Origin of the sequence: Psychrobacter sp. GW64-MNA-CIBAN-0177, from assembly GCF_040309585.1 — a bacterium.
Taxonomy (GTDB): domain Bacteria; phylum Pseudomonadota; class Gammaproteobacteria; order Pseudomonadales; family Moraxellaceae; genus Psychrobacter; species Psychrobacter okhotskensis.
In genome coordinates, this window is the sequence record NZ_JBEOOY010000002.1 from 223,086 (window position 1) to 240,606 (window position 17,521).

Consider the following 17,521-nt stretch of genomic DNA (forward strand, 5'->3'; position numbering starts at 1 on the left):
GTTCCAAACAGTGTTATTTGGTATACCGTATAGGCTATGCTAAAAACTTGGTCATCTTATGAAGTCACTCGAACGCTATAGTCAAGGAATTTTAGAATCGCTGCAAGGCGACCGACCGCAGATAGTACACTGAGTACATCTAGGGCGGGTAACACCGTAGCGGTTTAGAAATGCTCTGACTATAGTTTGTCTTGCGTTATTCTAATCGGAACCATGCATTGATAGTGAGTTATTTTGTTAGCAGTTATGCTGAAAATATTTTTGGCAAAAAAAGGGACAGTAGCGTAACTGTCCCCTTATTTAAAATCTTATAGAATGGCGATGACGGCTATTTAGCTAGCAGGTACATCAAAGTAGTCAAGATCAAAGTTCATCATCGGATCGCTACCTGCTTTTACCATTTGCGCATGCGCATCGATACGTGGCAAGACACGACCGACAAAGTAATCAGCCAGTTTGGCCTTGTTGGTGTAGAACTCGCCCTCTTGACCGTTAGCGGCTTCCACCATCAATGCAAACATGTACGAATAGCACAGATAGCCAAAGGCATGCATATAGTCAACAGCACAGCCATTGATTTCGTTTTTACGCTCGCCAATATTAGCCAGTACCGTTTGGGTAAGAGTTTCTATCGTATCCGCAGCCTCTAGGGTTGCTTGTTTGATCGCATGATCCGCTTGCATATTATTGACGAAATCACGAATCTCACCTAAGAAGTGGGTGACGTATTTGCCATTATTTTTTGCCACTTTACGACCTAGTAGGTCAAGTGCTTGAATACCGTTGGTGCCTTCATAAATCTGGGCAATACGCGTATCACGAACGATCTGCTCCATACCCCATTCGCGAATATAGCCATGACCGCCGAAGACTTGCTGACAATCAACCGTGGCTTCTAAGGCTTTGTCGGTCAAAAATGCCTTGGCAACTGGCGTCAGTAGGGCAACGCGAGCGGCAGCAGCAGCAGCTGCTTCTGGATCGGTACTAAATTTTTCTTCATCAAGGTTTTTGGCGACATACATTGCAAAACAGCGTGATGCTTCAGTATTGGTCTTAGCATTTAACAGCATGCGGCGGACATCGGCGTGATGAATAATCGCGTCAGCTGGTTTTTCTGGGCTTTGTAGTTGGGTGTCGCTACGGCCTTGACCACGGTCATTGGCATACAGTGCCGCGTTTTGGTAAGCAAGCTCAGAACCACCAAGTCCTTGCAGACCCATGGTGACACGCTCATAGTTCATCATGATGAACATAGAAGACAGACCCGTGTTTTCAGCACCAACCATCCAGCCTTTTGCATTGTCAAAGTTCATGACGCAAGTGGCCGACGCTTTGATACCCATCTTATGTTCGATAGAACCAACAGCCAAGGTATTACGCTCGCCCAAGCTGCCATCTTCGTTGACCAAGAATTTTGGTACGACGAATAAAGAAATGCCTTTTGAGCCTTCTGGGGCGTTAGGCGTTTTTGCCAATACTAAGTGAATAATATTATCAGTTAGGTCGTGTTCACCACCTGTGATGAAAATCTTAGTACCAGAAATCTGATAGCTACCATCATCATTTGGCACCGCTTTGGTCTTGATAATACCTAAGTCAGTACCGGCATGTGGCTCTGTTAGGCACATGGTACCAGCCCATTCGCCGTTATACATTTTTTCTAGATAGGTTTGTTTCTGTTCTTCTGAACCGGCAGCATTAAGACACAATGTGGCGCCAACAGTCAAGTTAGGGTAGAGGGCAAACGATTGGTTGGCAGTGAAAACCATCTCTTCGGTCAGCATAGTGACCATTTTTGGGAAGCCTTGACCACCGTATTCAGCGTTACCGCTTAAACCAACCCAGCCAGATTCGGCATATTGTTTATAAGCGTCTTTGAAACCTGTTGGCGTAGTGACAACGCCATCACCCTGAAAAGTAGCACCTTCTTCATCGCCACTACGGTTAATAGGTAGCAGAACGTTTTTGGTCAGTTTTGCCATTTCTTCTAAAATCATATCGACAGTGTCCATGTCAACATGAGCCAGATTGTCGTTGTTTTGCCAAAATTCATTCGCTTTAAAAACATCATTTAAGATGAAGCGCATGTCATTAAGAGGGGCATTATAAACAGCCATAAACATTCCTTTGGTTCAATTGAATAAAAATTAAATACGTTAAGGTTATCGGTTGTTCTTTTTGAGTTAACCTTAATGGTCAATAGCTAAAGTTTAGCAAATTAGAGGCTTAGCTTGTGTATTTCTTCGTGAATTGCGCGTACACCAAAAATGTTTTTTTGGCAAATAATCGTTTTTATAAGCTCAACTATATCGCAATAAGCAAATCGGCAACACACCTTGGTATGTTGCCGATTTTAATTACAATAGTGATGTTCATTAAGCAAATATTGGATCTACTTAGGGCTTATTAAAAAGCAAATTGATCAACATCCATCGTCATGTACGGTTCAACGCCAGTAGCGATACGCTGTACGTGAGTAGTGGTACGTGGTAATAGTTTTGCAAAGTAGAATTGTGCGGTTTTAATCTTGGCATCATAGAATGCTTGCTCGCTGCTACCGTTAGCGATTTCAGTTTGCGCGACCAATGCCATACGAGCCCATAAGTAGGCTAGAGTGACGTAACCACTGAAGTATAAGTAATCAACTGCCGCGCCGCCGACTGCATCTGCGTTTTCAGTCGCTTGCATACCGATACGTGACGTCAAATCGCCCCATTCTTTTAGATGCTTGGCAAGTGGACGGATAAACTGACCCATCTCATCATTGTCACTGTTTTCTTCACAGAACGTTTGGATGATTTGTACGAAGTTAGCAAGCAGTTTACCTTGTGAACCCAACACTTTACGACCTAAGAGGTCAAGCGCTTGTATTTCAGTAGTACCTTCATAAAGACAAGCAATACGTGTATCACGGACGTTTTGTTCCATGCCCCATTCGCTGATAAAACCATGACCGCCATAGACTTGTACGCCATGGTTAGCCGCTTCTAGACCAGTCTCAGTCAAGAATGCTTTAGCAATTGGTGTCAATAATGACAGCATTTGGTCAGCAAATTTCAGGTTGTCGCCTTCGCCTTTGGCAACGGTATCCGCAAAATGCGAGAGGTAATAAACTAGGGCACGACCGCCTTCTGCAAAGGCTTTTTCGGTCAACAACATGTTACGAACCGCTGGATGGACGATGATAGGGTCGGCCACTTTTTCTGGCGCTTTAGCACCTGATAGTGAACGCATCGCTAAGCGGTCTTTGGCATAAGTCAGTGAGCCTTGGAACGCATACTCTGCTGCCGTTAAACCTTGAACTGCCGTACCGATACGAGCGACGTTCATAAAGGTAAACATGCACTGTAAACCACGGTTCTCAGGGCCAATCAAGTAACCAGTTGCGCCATCAAAGTTCATGACACAAGTCGCTGAGGCTTTGATACCCATTTTGTGCTCGATAGAACCACAAACGACTTTATTATTTTCACCCAAGCTGCTGTCTTCGTTGACCATGACTTTAGGAACGATAAACAACGAGATGCCTTTGGTGCCAGCAGGAGCGCCTGGTAGACGAGCCAAAACGATGTGAATAATGTTATCGGTTAAGTCATGCTCACCAGCTGAGATAAAGATTTTTTGACCAGTGATGCTATAGCTACCATCTTCTTTTGGCTCAGCTTTGGTACGAATGATACCCAAGTCAGAACCTGCATGCGCTTCAGTCAAGCACATAGTACCTGACCATTCGCCAGTGACCATTTTTTCTAAGTAAGTTTGTTTTTGTGCATCAGTACCATGATGTTCAATGGTCTGGATGGCACCGTGTGATAGGCCAGGGTACATAGAGAATGACCAGTTAGCTGTACCAACCATCTCATTAATGACCGTCGATAATGAAAACGGCATGTTTTGACCACCGAATGCTTCTTCAGCAGACAACGCTGGGAAGCCAAGCTCACAATACGCTTTGTATGCTTCTTTAAAACCTTTTGGCGTGGTAACAGCGCCATTGTTAAACTGACAACCTTCAGCATCACCGCTTTGATTCAGTGGTGATAGCTCATTTTCAGCAAAGCTCGCTGCCATCTCAAACAGGCTGTCCATCAACTCGCGATCTGCTTCTTGGAACGCAGGCAAAGTTTTGTAGTGACTTTCGCTGTCGAGTAACTCATGCATCACGAATTGAATGTCACGTAAGGGCGCTTTGTATTGCATAACTTCCTGTCCTTTTTGGAATGCAATCGAGACCAATAGCTGGTTATCCTGTCTCATGCGCTAAAGTTTCGCGCATGAGACAGAACTGACTGTATCCGAAGTGTCTACTGGAATGGTAGAGACGGATACGGCTCATCTAAGGTGTCGATTGTATAAAATAGTATTGAAACGAATGGTGATTGTTAAAGTCAGTTTAATGTTCAATTGGCTCTAACAAATGCACCATAAAAGATAGGCTTTCATAGGCGATTATACAAGTTTAGTGACAGCACTGATAAGTCATGAACCTACCTTGCATCCGTTATGCAATCAACGTTAGGCGAAAAAAATGAATGATAATAATCGACTAAAAAACTAGCGAGTCATTTTTACAAAAAGATTTGAATTTGTCTTCAATCTGGACAAAAAAGGGATTAATAAGCTAGAAAGGGCAAAATCGACGAAAAATGGTATTAAATAAGTTGTTAATATCATTATGTTAACTGTCTTACTGACTTTAGTTTGCTGATATTTCTCTTGCCCTTTACTATCATTACCAAAGTCAATATATATCTTAAGATGTCTTATTTGGATGAGTACTGCTGCCTTAGCAGTTCGGTTGCGATATCAGCAGTCACTGGTTTGCCGAACCAATAGCCTTGCCCGTACTGGCAACCCATGTCTAATAGTAAATCACGCTGCTGCTCGGTTTCGATACCTTCAGCGATAACTTGCATGTCAAGTGCCACTGCCAAATCTAAAATTGCCTTGACGATGGCGTATTGAGTACGGTTGGTTTCAATCTTTGATATAAAACTTTTATCGATTTTGATAAAGTCAAAAGGGTATTCTTGTAAATAGCTTAAAGATGCATAACCTGTGCCGAAGTCATCTAGCGCCAAACAAATCCCCAACTCTTTTAGTAAATCGAGCTGTTTCTTGACATTGGCATGGCGTTGTATCAATGAGGATTCTGTTACTTCAATATGCAATTGTTGAGCGCTGATGTCGTACTGTAAAAACAAGTTGCTGACCATTTCATAAAAATCAGGATGGCTAAATTCAGCAGCATCCGCATTGATACAGATATGCTGATCGAAGCCAAGTTTTTGCCAAATTGATAGCTGTTGTGCAATTTGGACTGCCATTTGTGAGAATAGCTCAAACGACAGTTTGTGAGTAATGATGGCGTTCATAAAGTGGACAGGTTTTAGCAGTCCGCGAGTGGGGTGCTGCCAACGTACCAGCGCCTCAAAGCCAGTGATGGCTCCGGTATCTAAGGCAAACTTGGGTTGATAGTAGGGTATAAACTGAACTTCATTGCTGGCTGCTCTAAGCTCGGCCTCTAGCTGTAAACTATTGGCAGTCGCTTCGCTGATTGCTTTATTGTACCAACAGATGTCGTCGCCACCTTGTTGCTTCACATAATGTAAGGCCTTCTCGGCTTTGGTCAATAGCCCCGCCATTTCGTGATCATTTTCAGGGAAGTAACTGACGCCAACGGAGATATGACAATAAATGTCCGCATCTTCGGCTGGCTCATCATTGATAGAGAACGGATGCTCACACATTTGCATCAAGCTATCTAGCTGATTACGTACGGTATTGGCGTCATTACATTCGAACAATAAAGCAAAATCATCACCACCAAAATGAGAAAAACAGCGTAAGTTGTCAAGCTTTAAGGTTTTGACCCGCAGTACAAAGTTCTCTATGAGTGTATTGATACCGTCAGGGCCGAGTAGGCTGGCAAGATTGCGATAACGATCAATATTAAGACGTACAATCACCACCTCTTGATAACTCTCTAACAACAGCTCACTGGTCTGACTCAAAAACACCTTGCGATTGGGCAAGCCGGTCAGTTGATCGTAATTAAGCAGATGAGCCACTTGTTTTCTGTCCTCGACAACAGACGACATATCACGAACCACCCCGACATAATAAGCCGTTTGCCCCACATAGATTCTGCGATAAGTAATGTGACAGTTTAGGACTTGTCCATAGCGATTCGCCATCGAAAAATCGATTTCATGAAATCCTTCGCTGTCTAAGGCTTTGGTGAGATCATGTAAAATTGCTTGCTCTTCTTTTGATAAGAATTCAGCCGCATATATACCAAGCGGTCGGCCCAGCAAAAAAGATTCGCTGTAACCAATCATAATCTCATAAATGGCATTGACTGATAGATAACGAAAGTCTGCATCTAGGATAAAGATGGCGTCTTCAGATTGCTCGCATAACTGGGTCAACAGTTGCTGCTTGTCCGAGAGTGGAAGCGTGGTAAAAGTAGTCATAGTTGGACTCATTAAATCAACATCAAGCCAAAAAAGTTAGCCAGTCTTTGCTAGACATAACCTTGGTAAATAATATCGTAAGCTTAGCGGTACAAGTTATACCCCCAGCGTGCAAGGCAATGAAAAGGGTCGTATCAGCACGCTTCGTTTACCCTAGCTATCAGCATGATATTGGCAATAACATTTTGTCGTTAACAACGAAGCGCGTGCAATGTCGCCAAGGCAACGACCGGCGCAGTCTCAGTGCGCAATACGCGATGGCCAATTTGCCAAGGCGCAAAGCCCCTTGCTTGTGCTTGTGCGCGCTCATCATTACTCAGACCACCCTCGGGGCCGATGAGCAACTCTACGTAGGGTTTATCTCTTTTTAGTGCAATTGATAGCGTCTCTGGCCGCAAAGGTTGTCCTGCTGCTGGCACGCTCAGTTGCAAACGTAAATCTGCCGGTTGCTGTAATACTTGATAATAAGAATCTTGGCTCAGCTCAGCTACTATAGGGCTGACCACCATTTCTTTTTCGTTTAATTTTTCGCTAGCGGCTATATTTAATAGCCAGTCATCAATCGATAATGGCGCAAGAATAAGTGGTGGGCGATTGAGGCCGCATTGCTCACAGGCGGCGATAGCGACTTGTTGCCAATGCGCCAACTTTTTTTCAACTTGTGCGGGTTTGAGGTTGACCTCGCCATGATGACTGCTGAGGAGTTGGATTGCAGTAACGCCAAGCTCGGTAGATTTTTGAATGGCATAATCCATCCGTTCACCGCGACTCATCACCAGAGCGATTTTAGTTAATACAGAGGCGCTGCGGTCATCCTCTGAACGAGTCAGTAAAGTCGCTGTGGCATTTTTTTTACTAATTGCTTGTAGCTGTACCTGATATTCGCCGCCAAAGCCATCGAACAAAATGCCTTGGTCACCGATATTTGCGCGTAGTACCCGGCACCAATGATGGACAATACTGTCTGTTAATTCGACACTAGCACCCATAGGCAAGGTGCTAAGTTTGGGGAAGGGGGTGTTCGTATCGTTACTGGAGGCATAAAAAAAACGTCGCACAGTCGCTTAATCCTTTAATTGAACAATAATCCATCCCAATATATTAGCAGAATATGAGCTGAGAAGAGAGGGGTATTGTTACAGGTGTTTGGGGAATAAAAACAGCTCAAATAAGGCTGTCCTTAGCATAAGATGAGTCATCAGCAAAACAAAAAAACTGGCGCTCCTAAGAACGCCAGTCATTCAGCAATACATTCGATAAAAGTTTAAGCGGTGAGTCCCAACGCTTCGACCAAACGCTTGTTTGGCTCAACCTTATTCATGCTATAAAAATGCATGGCAGGTACGCCCTCGGCAATCAAGCGCTCACATAAACGATAGACCACATCAAAGCCGAACTCGCGAATAGCGGTGCGGTCATCGCCAAAATCTGCCAAGCGCTTACGCACATAGCGAGGAATATCAGCACCACAGCTATCGGCAAAGCGTACGAGATTGCTAGAGTTGGTAATCGGCATAATGCCTGCGACTAACGGCTGCGCTACTGTATCGATACCGCGCTTCTCTAACGTATCACGCAGATATAAATAACTATCCGCGTTATAGAAAAACTGGGTAATTGATGCATCGGCACCAGCCTGATATTTATTGACTAAGTTGTCAACATCAAACTCAAAGCTACGCGCTTGTGGATGCATCTCAGGGTAGGCTGCGACCTCGATACGAAAGTGATCACCTGAATATTCACGGATAAACTTCACCAAGTCTAACGCAAACGGTAGCTCACCCATACCAACCTGACCTGAGGGTAAGTCACCACGCAGGGCGACCAAACGCTGGATGCCTAAGCCTTTATAAAGATCGAGCAGTTCGGCGATTTGACTTTTATCATCACCGATACAAGACATATGCGGCGCAATATCCGTCTCACCGCGCGCGCACAAAGCTTGGACAATATCCAAAGTGCGGCTACGGGTTGAACCGCCCGCACCGTAGGTCACTGAAAAGTAAGCAGGTGATAGCTTATTTAACTCATCATAAGTGCTGAGGAGCTTTTCATGTCCTTGCTCGGTTTTGGCCGGAAAAAACTCGAAGGAGAAAGCAGGCTTACTCACAGGCTAGCTCCTTTTAGTATTTATAAGCGTCAGGCTTGAACGGACCTTCGACAGGCACACCCAAATACTCTGCTTGTTTTTCCGTCAGCTTAGTTAATGTACCGTTAAAACCAGCAACCATGGCAGCAGCGACTTCTTCGTCTAGCTTTTTAGGCAATACTCTGACGTATAAGTTGTCAGTGCGCTCATCAACTGGCAAGTCAGCAAACTTTTCTTCAAACAAATACATTTGTGCCAATACTTGGTTGGCAAATGAGCCGTCCATCACGCGTGATGGGTGACCAGTGGCATTACCTAGGTTTACTAAACGACCTTCAGCAAGCAAAATCAAATAATCGTTTTCATCGTCTGAGCGGAAGATTTGATGCACTTGTGGCTTAATCTCAACCCAGCGCCAGTTGTCACGCATAAATTGGGTATCGATTTCAGTGTCAAAATGACCGATGTTACAAACGACCGCACCAGGCTTAAGTGCCGCAAGCATGTGTCTATCACAAACATGATAGTTGCCAGTAGTAGTGACAATCATGTCAGTGTCTTCAAGCAAGCGCTTGTTGATATTCTCTGCGCCGCCGGTGTTATCGCCGTTGATGTAAGGTGACAATACTTCATAGCCGTCCATACAGGCCTGCATAGCACAGATAGGATCAACTTCTGAGACACGTACGATCATGCCTTCTTGACGTAAGCTTTGCGTTGAGCCTTTACCCACATCACCATAACCGATGACTAGCGCACGGCGACCGGCAAGGAACATATCGGTAGCACGTTTGATGGCATCATTTAAGCTATGACGGCAGCCGTATTTGTTGTCATTTTTAGACTTGGTAACCGCGTCGTTAACGTTGATAGCCGGTACTTTTAGCGTACCCTTATTTAGCATTTCAACCAAACGATGGACACCTGTAGTAGTTTCTTCAGAGATACCATGGATGTTATCAAGCATTTGGGCATAATCGTTATGAATCAAAGCAGTCAAATCACCGCCGTCGTCCAAGATTAAGTTAGCATCCCAAAGTTGACCTGAGGCTTCGCCGTCAACATGGATTTGTTGACGTAAGCACCACTCGTACTCTTCTTCGGTTTCGCCTTTCCAAGCATAAACAGAGATACCAGCAGCAGCAATCGCCGCAGCAGCATGGTCTTGAGTTGAGAAGATGTTACATGAGGTCCAGCGTACTTCCGCACCTAGCGCGACAAGCGTCTCAATAAGGACAGCCGTCTGAATGGTCATGTGGATACAGCCAGCGATTTTTGCGCCTTTAAGCGGTTGGTCGGCTTCGTAGCGACGACGCAAACCCATCAGGGCAGGCATTTCGGCTTCAGCTAGGGTGATTTCATGGCGACCGTAATCAGCAAGGCTAATGTCGGCAACTTTATAGTCAGTGAAAGAGGGGTCGATCGTATGGGCAGATGGGGTGTTAGACACTGCGTCCATAATATGCTCCTATCAGTTAATAGATAAAAAGAATAAAAACGCAGGTGCCGTTATTTGCGCTGTTCATAACCCAAAATGGTCATAAACAGTTAACCGAGCCTAACATAACAAATGATTTGCAAAGCGATAAAGCTTATATGCAATAAAATTTATTATGGCGCAACACCTCTCGGAGGTCGTTATTGTAATAGATGAATCAGTGATTGTCACCTATTGGATAACATAAATATTAGGCAGTAAAGGTATGAGTGATTTTGCCTTTTTGGTGGGCACAAAAAAAGGCCATCGTTGGATGACCTTGATTGTTGATATACATTTTGTGCAATTTGATTGGGTTTAGAACCAGTTATAAGTTAATGAGGTAAAGAAGTTAGTGCCGTCAGTGTTATAGCCAAGCGCTGTCACATAGTCTTTATTAGTAATATTATTTAAGCGAGCACTCATTGTTAAATTATCCGTCAACTGATAATTGCCACTAATATTAAATAGACCAAAGCTATCTATGATCTGTGAATCAGCATTGTTTACACTGTAATAATAATGACCTATATATTCATATTCAGCACGGATATCTAAACTCGGTAAACGATAGCCTAAGTAGATAAGGCCTTTGTTCTCAGGGCGAATAGGGAGGTAGTTACCATTGTAATCAATAGGATTACCAAGATAGTCGACTTTACCCGTGTAATCACTATCATCTTTAGCTTTTTGGTAGTCGTAACTGCCTCCAAATAGGTAATTATCAATTACCCAATCTGAAGTCAATGTCACCCCTTTGATTTTGGCTTTGTCAGTATTTATTCTTTGTCCATAAATGTATTCAGGGGTGCTTTTACCATCACTGGCAATAAGGTCGTCGACCTTATTATGGTAACCTGTGATGCGTGTCGATTGCAGTGAAGTATTATATTCAATGAAAGCTTCGTAGTTATCACTAGTTTCTGGTTTTAGATTTGGATTACTGCCCCAACTTTTAGGTCCGTATAAGTCATTAAAGGTCGGTATGCGATAGCCTTTAGCGTAACTTGCGCCAATACGAAAATCAGGGCTAATATTATAAGCACCGCCTAAGTTATAAGTAGTTTCGCTGTCGAAATCTGAATAGTCGTCATATCGTATATTGGCTTGCGCGTCGAAGCCATTATATGACAGCAAATAACCCAAAAAACCACTGGTAGTTTTACGATCATCGGCATCATATACATTTGACTCAAGTTTTTGCTTCAAATGCTCAGCGCCCAGAGTTAATTTGCCGACTGGCAAGTCTTGAACGCTTATTAAGCTTATTTGCTGCTGCTTAGTATCATATTGGCTGCCATTATTTGCGTCAGTCTCATAAGTCGTTGATTCGTCGATACTATAACCATATTGAAGTTTTGTGTTGCTGCTATCAGTAAAATGTTCAAGATAGGCACTAGCAGCCCCACTTTCTTGATCTGAAAAGGCATGCTTTAGAGCAGGAGCGCCCGTCATGTAATCATCATAAGCGTCAATATCTGTTGTTGATTTTGAATAAAGACCGCTAATTCCAAATCTTAAACTATCGTTAATTTTTTGATTAAGAAGTAAGCTGTAGTTATCACTCTCAAAGCCATCATCATCAGTCTGACTTGGTAGGTCACCAGGTAAAGTAGCGTTAAATCCGTCTGTTTCGTTATGACTGGCTGCTAGGCTCAGCGTAGTACCCTTGTCATTAGTAAATTGAGCGCTCGCTCCATATAAATATTGATTATGAGAGCCAATACCTGCGGTCACAGCAACGTTACTTTGTTCGATATTATTGCCTTTAGTGAATACTTGGATAACGCCGCCCATCGCGTCTGCACCATAAATACTAGAGCCTGAAGCACCATACAAGACTTCAATACGATCAATCTGATCCGCTGGAAGTAGATTTAAGGTTGCACCGCCCGCACTCAACGAGCTATAGCGTACGCCATCAATGAGCACTAAAACTTGTTTGCTATCATAACCGCGCATATAAAAATTTGAGGTAGTACCTGAGCCGCCATTAGTGTAATGACTGAAACCTGGCTGATGTTTCAAAATATCAAGTGCCGTCTGACCCTGATAACGTTGTAGCTCTTCACTATCAATGATCCGAGTTTGAGCAATGACGTTACTCGTTTTAGTAGGCGTACGTGTGGCGGTCACCACAATTTTATCAAGCTCAACTTGTGGTAATTCACTATCATTGACTGTTTCTAAGTCAGTGTCAGCTGGTGTGACAGCCATGGCTGTATTTACGGCAAATACACCAAGCGCACTTAAAATACAGCAGCGTAAATAAGTAGACGAAGAAGAACGTGTTAACAACATAATGATTTCCAAGGTTACATGAGCAAAGGTTAAGAAGGTAAAGTTTACAAAAAACAGTAGACAAGTTAAACAACGCTCATTATCTATAAATATGCCTGCTTTATAAACCACTTTTAGCCAATATTTATTCACGCTAAGCTGAGCCAGTTTCATGATAGTAGATTATTAAGTCATCCTCGTGCACTATACAAGGCATTTGTTCTCTGATTACTGTGTTCATACTCAGTACTGACCTATCATTAGACACATCAGTCGGCATAAAAATATGTAATCAAAAACACGACCGTTAGTTATAATTGCTATCATGGCAGCAGGTCATATTCATTATTGGCTGTTTCAGCTATTTTTTATGTATCACTGTTGATATTTATAAATATTTTATCTATAAATTAAGAGGTTTGTTTTGTCTACTAAGCGTCGTATGAGTCCTGCTAGCTTACCTTTGTCTTTAACGGCATCATTATCAAGAACACTGATTGTGCTGAGCTTATTGCTGACTTTATTATTTAGCCTGATACTGCCAAATGCTGCCCTTGCTGCTGAGGCCAGTGTATTGGGAATTGGCGGAACTAGTGAGGCTGCTAGTACCAGCGAGCCGCTACCTGATTCGTTCGGACGAGATACCCCGCGGAATACGGTGCAAGGATTCATTAGTGCGCTTGGCGAAAATGATTATTTGCTGGCGAGCAATTATCTTAATTTGTCAAAATCAGACAATCCAACGACTGCTGTGCGTCAATTTAAGCAAGCGCTTGACGCGGGTGGACGCTTTTCAGCTGATTTGCAGATTAATAATACGCTCGAAGGCAATTTAGCCGACCAACTACCGCCCAGCCAAGAAAATGTGGGTAACATCAGTATCGGTGATAAAAGCGTGCCGTTATTGCTTGAGCGCGTCGTCTCAAAGCAAGGTGAGCAATACTGGCAGTTTTCTACCGAAACGCTCAGCTCAATACCAGAAGTTCTAGAAAACACCGATCCTACCTTGGTATCTCGTTATACGATCGACTCGCTAGAAGGTAAAAAGCTTTTCGGCTATCAATTGGTGGATCTGTTCGCCGCCTTGGCCATGACTGTGAGCAGTTTTTTATTGACCTACGTCATGGTATGGCTGCTGTATCATTTGTTAAAGCTCGTTTATCCACGCGTGCGCGGTGTGGCATTACCAGTGCCGGACAAGGTTATCTTGCCCCTTGCGGTAGTGATTATGGCGCTGATATTGTCTGAGGTGATGGTCTATTCTGGGGTGTCAGTGACGCTGCGTGAGCCGGTCAATCGCTTTACCGAGATTGCATCGTGGCTCGCTATAACGTGGTTATTATTGCGTGTCATCGATGCGATTTTCACGCGTGCTGTTAACTTAAGCTATAAGAAAAACCATACTGAACGGGTTTCGATATTAGGGTTGATGCGAAAAGTTGTTAAGGCCTTACTACTGATATTTGCTGTGATCGTCATTTTTGGTAATTTAGGCTTTGATTTGACAACAGGTATCGCAGCCTTAGGTGTCGGTGGTTTGGCTTTAGCACTTGGTGCGCAAAAAACCATCGAGAACCTCGTGGGAAGCGTGGTCGTCGTGGCGGATTCGCCCGTACGTATCGGCGACTACTGTAAGTTTGGCACTTATGAAGGTACGGTCATCGATATCGGTATTCGCTCATCACGTGTACGCACCTTGACTCGCACGATTGTCACTGTCCCCAATGGTGACTTCTCGTCCATGCAAATCGAGAACTTTACCTCGCGTGATATGTTTCGCTTCTTTCATCAGTTATATCTCAAGCGTACTGCCGATATTGACGTGGTCTTCAAAATGGTCAAAGACTTAGACGAGTTTTTAAATGAGCATTATTTGACCAATAATGAATGGAATCAAGTCAATATTTTAGAGCTGCGTCAAGACTGTTACGTGATTCAGTTACAAGCTTATATTAATGCTAACGACGTCATGGAGTTTTATGACAAGCAAAATGTGGTATTCGTTGATGTGCTCAATCAAGTGGCAAAATATAAGGTCGAGCATGCGCTACCAACCCAACAGTTGATTGTCAATCAAGCGGAGCTTGAGCATCATATGGATAATGGTCGTGATAATAATACTGCGCTTGACTCTGTTGCAAATACGCCGAATGATGACAATGCTTATCACAATAGCAATGATAATCTTAGTGATGATGACGACGCTAATATTGATAACAATGCGGATAATAGTACTGCTAGTGATAGCGAGCATAAAGCTATCAACGTCAGTAAAAATAGCAGCAAAGATGCCAGCAGTGCGAACAACGACAAAGTCGCTGAAAAACAGAAAGAAAAGGCTAAAAAAGCTCAGTCAAAAAAAGCCCGTAAAATTCATACTTATGCGTTTGCAAAACGTAAGTTTAAGCATTCCAAAAGAAAATTTGGTTTCTCTATTTGGAACCAGCCATAGTATTTATGGTGAATCGACTTTGTAGAAATGGCTTTGCAGAACTGACTTTTAAGCAGGCGGTAGCGGGTGAAATGAGGGCGACGGTCGTTGGCCATCCCTTTATTTTTTTGGTTTATAGCGATAAAGGGGCTGCCAGTTATCCAGTTATAATGGTACGGCAGTTTTATCCCGTAACAAGCCATAGTACGACCATAGCAGCAGACTGGCGGCGCTACGATGTGGCGACCAACTTTCGGTCAAGTGGTTTAGCTGTTTTGGAGTCGGACGCTCTGCTAGACCTAGTAACTCCATCGCTGCGACTTTAATCGCCAAATCGTCGACTGCCAATACATCTGCGCGTTTTAAAGAAAATAGTAGGTACATCTCAGCCGTCCAGCGCCCAATACCAGTGACTGCTGTCAGTGTGTTTATAACCTCTGCATTTGCCATCCTTACTAGCGCCGCAAAGTCTATGTTATGGTCTACTAGTGAGCGGACATAACGTATCTTTTGCTTGGATAGTCCTTGAGCGCGCAATGTTTCATCCGTCGCTTCGCTAATGGCTTTAGGAGTGATCAAACCTGCCGCAACAACTCGTTGCCAAATGCTGGCCGCCGCGGCTACCGATAGCTGTTGCCCAACCATCGCTCTCATTAATTGTTCAAAGCCACCGGCATTGTGCCTGAGACTGGGCACGCCAACTTGCTCATAAATAGGTGCAAATCTCGGTTCGATGGCAATCAAGGCGATGATATGCTCTTCTAATGCTTTAGCATTTTCAATAGTTTGTAGACTCATAAATATCTTATCCTCATTGATTTAGATACCGCTAAAGCTATAGTGAGTGAAAAGTAATATCGATAGATGACGCACTGCTGATAGAGGCGACAAAAAATTGATATCAGCCACAGCATCGCGTTTTTAGGATGTTTGGACTATAGATGCAAACAGTTGCTTCGATGATGAGCATAACAAAAAGGACTGCATAGATGCAGTCCTTTTTTTTCTTTAACCGAGCAGCTTATTCGCTATCAGTTTTAGGCTTTTTAAGCAGTACCAATACAGCGCCATTGCCACCATCTTTCGGCGGCGCAGAGCAAAATGCCAATACTTCTGGCAATTGACGTAGCCAACCGTTGACGCAGGTTTTTAAAATAGCCTCAGAACCTTTACCATGAACGATTTTTACCATGGTTTCGTTGTTCTGTTTCGCTTGGCTCAATAGTTGAGTCATAGCCGCGCGCGCTTCGTCAATGGTACAGCCATGGATGTCTACTGCGTCATACCAACGCAGCTTGCCCTGTTTTAGCTGGGTAAAAACCTTATTTTGCAGCGTTGGCTGCTTATAAGACAAATACGCTTCGCCAGCGACGGGGTTGAGTAGCGCTTGCATATCTGATAAGCCTGCACCCAAGTCACTCGTTTCACTGCCTTGCGCAGCGGCACGTTTCGACAGAGTCGCGGCGTCAGGTTTGCGCACTTTTGCGGCATTGGCAGGGGAGCGGACATTTTTGTCCTCTAGCTGATCTACACCATGCATCGCTTGCATAAAGAGAACTTTATCATCATCGATATGCTCACTGTCTAATTGTTTGACCGTTTTTTTGACCTGCTTTTGGGTAAGTAGCGAGACAGGTTCTGTGGGCTTGCCATTGTCACCATCAGGCGAATTGGTATCGCGACCTTTGCTCAGTTGTCCTTTGAGCTCTTTGAGCTGGTCTTGCATTTCTTTTGAAAATAGAGAATTTGACATAAAAGTTAACGTATCGTTGGTTAATGAAGGAATGATTGATTGATTTAAACTGTTCAGAAGACTGAAGCCACTTTACCCGTCTGCTGCGACGCCCGCAAGTAAGGATTGTAACGCTTGTCCGGGGTGATCCGTTTTCATAAATTGCTCACCGATCAAAAAGTGCTGAATATCGTTATTGAGCATCAAACGAATATCATCGCTGCTATGGATACCGCTTTCGGTGACGATAAGCGGTTTCTGTGCTGTGGCTGCGCTATTAGCGTCATCCGCCAATGCTTCGATTAAAATATTTTTTAGATCAAGCGTGGTTTGTAGATCGACATCAAAAGTATTCAAATCACGGTTATTGATACCATAGATATTATGCTCGGAGCGTGGCAGTTTTAATGCGCGTTCAAGCTCAGCTTTGGTATGGACCTCAATCAATACATCCATGCCCAGCTCGATACTGAGCGCATGTAGTTTTTGTACTTGAGTATCATCCAGACAAGCCATGATTAATAATATACAGTCGGCACCCATGAGATATGATTGGTAAATTTGATACTCATCAATCATAAAGTCTTTGCGCAGTATCGGTAGGCTTGCGGCATTGGCAGCTTGAATCAGGTAGCTGTCATCGCCTTGGAAATAATCGCGATCCGTCAATACAGACAAACAGCTCGCGCCAGCTTGCTCGTATTGTTTGGCAAACAACGCAGGCGCGAAGTTATGATTGATAACGCCTTTAGAGGGAGAGGCTTTTTTAATCTCAGCGATGATACCGATACCATTGTCTTTAGCAGCGGTAACTCCTACAGCTCCCACAGCTCTTAGAGCAGCGGCAAAACCTCGACGTGATTTTTTATCAGTCGCTACTTGCGCTTTTAACGCTTCAAGAGATAGCACATCGCGAGCGGCTTTTACTTCTTCTACTTTGGTGGCGACGATGCGCTGTAATACCGAAGGAATATCTGTATTGGTTGTGTTCATACTGGTATCCGAATATTGTTAAAGGTAAATAAATAAGCAA

General features: G+C 43.6%; 11 protein-coding genes. 1 reads left to right on the plus strand and 10 read right to left on the minus strand.

Going from position 1 to position 17,521, the window contains the following annotated elements; all coding sequences use genetic code 11:
• Nucleotides 1-332: 332 nt before the first annotated feature.
• The 7 genes from AAEY79_RS02530 to AAEY79_RS02560 all read right to left on the minus strand — a co-directional run bounded on the left by AAEY79_RS02530 (nt 333) and on the right by AAEY79_RS02560 (nt 12,346).
• Entirely contained in the window at nt 333-2,117 is a 1,785-nt protein-coding gene (locus AAEY79_RS02530) for an acyl-CoA dehydrogenase C-terminal domain-containing protein (protein WP_201566434.1), read from the minus strand.
• A 289-nt stretch (nt 2,118-2,406) separates the two neighbouring features.
• On the minus strand, nt 2,407-4,200 hold the full coding sequence (locus tag AAEY79_RS02535; RefSeq protein WP_025651196.1) for an acyl-CoA dehydrogenase C-terminal domain-containing protein: 1,794 nt from the start codon (nt 4,198-4,200) through the stop codon (nt 2,407-2,409).
• Nucleotides 4,201-4,763: 563 nt separating this feature from the next.
• On the minus strand, nt 4,764-6,476 hold the full coding sequence (locus AAEY79_RS02540) for a bifunctional diguanylate cyclase/phosphodiesterase (RefSeq protein WP_244952014.1): 1,713 nt from the start codon (nt 6,474-6,476) through the stop codon (nt 4,764-4,766).
• Nucleotides 6,477-6,667: 191 nt separating this feature from the next.
• Nucleotides 6,668-7,534, minus strand: coding sequence for a 16S rRNA (uracil(1498)-N(3))-methyltransferase (locus AAEY79_RS02545; RefSeq protein ID WP_201577523.1), 867 nt, complete (start codon nt 7,532-7,534; stop codon nt 6,668-6,670).
• Nucleotides 7,535-7,740: 206 nt separating this feature from the next.
• Nucleotides 7,741-8,589 carry a methylenetetrahydrofolate reductase gene (locus AAEY79_RS02550; protein ID WP_201634103.1) on the minus strand — a complete coding sequence of 283 codons (849 nt, stop codon included), beginning with the start codon at nt 8,587-8,589 and terminating at the stop codon, nt 7,741-7,743.
• Nucleotides 8,590-8,602: 13 nt separating this feature from the next.
• Nucleotides 8,603-10,027: an adenosylhomocysteinase gene (gene ahcY, locus AAEY79_RS02555; protein WP_352287099.1), complete on the minus strand. Its 1,425-nt coding sequence runs from the start codon at nt 10,025-10,027 to the stop codon at nt 8,603-8,605.
• Nucleotides 10,028-10,363: 336 nt separating this feature from the next.
• Nucleotides 10,364-12,346: a TonB-dependent siderophore receptor gene (locus AAEY79_RS02560; protein WP_101212867.1), complete on the minus strand. Its 1,983-nt coding sequence runs from the start codon at nt 12,344-12,346 to the stop codon at nt 10,364-10,366.
• A gap of 403 nt (nt 12,347-12,749) precedes the next feature.
• Here AAEY79_RS02560 and AAEY79_RS02565 point away from each other — a divergent pair, with 403 nt between their 5' ends.
• The gene (locus AAEY79_RS02565; protein WP_350642785.1) at nt 12,750-14,777 is read left to right on the plus strand and encodes a mechanosensitive ion channel domain-containing protein; all 2,028 of its coding nucleotides are present in this window, start codon (nt 12,750-12,752) and stop codon (nt 14,775-14,777) included.
• Between the two features lie 144 nt (nt 14,778-14,921).
• On the opposite strand, the gene AAEY79_RS02570 is transcribed toward AAEY79_RS02565, so the two are convergent.
• The 3 genes from AAEY79_RS02570 to trpC form a co-directional block, all read right to left on the minus strand.
• Nucleotides 14,922-15,554: a DNA-3-methyladenine glycosylase 2 family protein gene (locus AAEY79_RS02570; protein ID WP_350642787.1), complete on the minus strand. Its 633-nt coding sequence runs from the start codon at nt 15,552-15,554 to the stop codon at nt 14,922-14,924.
• Between the two features lie 223 nt (nt 15,555-15,777).
• On the minus strand, nt 15,778-16,509 hold the full coding sequence (locus AAEY79_RS02575; protein ID WP_025651188.1) for a Smr/MutS family protein: 732 nt from the start codon (nt 16,507-16,509) through the stop codon (nt 15,778-15,780).
• A 72-nt stretch (nt 16,510-16,581) separates the two neighbouring features.
• Nucleotides 16,582-17,481 carry an indole-3-glycerol phosphate synthase TrpC gene (trpC, locus tag AAEY79_RS02580; protein WP_101212618.1) on the minus strand — a complete coding sequence of 300 codons (900 nt, stop codon included), beginning with the start codon at nt 17,479-17,481 and terminating at the stop codon, nt 16,582-16,584.
• Nucleotides 17,482-17,521: the final 40 nt, after the last annotated feature.

Excerpts from the sequence above, each read along its gene's own strand:
- AAEY79_RS02570 (WP_350642787.1), bottom strand. The coding sequence starts at position 15,554 with ATGAGTCTACAAACTATTGAAAATGCTAAAGCATTAGAAGAGCATATC.
- AAEY79_RS02530 (WP_201566434.1), bottom strand. The coding sequence starts at position 2,117 with ATGGCTGTTTATAATGCCCCTCTTAATGACATGCGCTTCATCTTAAAT.
- AAEY79_RS02575 (WP_025651188.1), bottom strand. The coding sequence starts at position 16,509 with ATGTCAAATTCTCTATTTTCAAAAGAAATGCAAGACCAGCTCAAAGAG.
- AAEY79_RS02535 (WP_025651196.1), bottom strand. The coding sequence starts at position 4,200 with ATGCAATACAAAGCGCCCTTACGTGACATTCAATTCGTGATGCATGAG.
- ahcY (WP_352287099.1), bottom strand. The coding sequence starts at position 10,027 with ATGGACGCAGTGTCTAACACCCCATCTGCCCATACGATCGACCCCTCT.
- AAEY79_RS02560 (WP_101212867.1), bottom strand. The coding sequence starts at position 12,346 with ATGTTGTTAACACGTTCTTCTTCGTCTACTTATTTACGCTGCTGTATT.
- AAEY79_RS02540 (WP_244952014.1), bottom strand. The coding sequence starts at position 6,476 with ATGACTACTTTTACCACGCTTCCACTCTCGGACAAGCAGCAACTGTTG.
- trpC (WP_101212618.1), bottom strand. The coding sequence starts at position 17,481 with ATGAACACAACCAATACAGATATTCCTTCGGTATTACAGCGCATCGTC.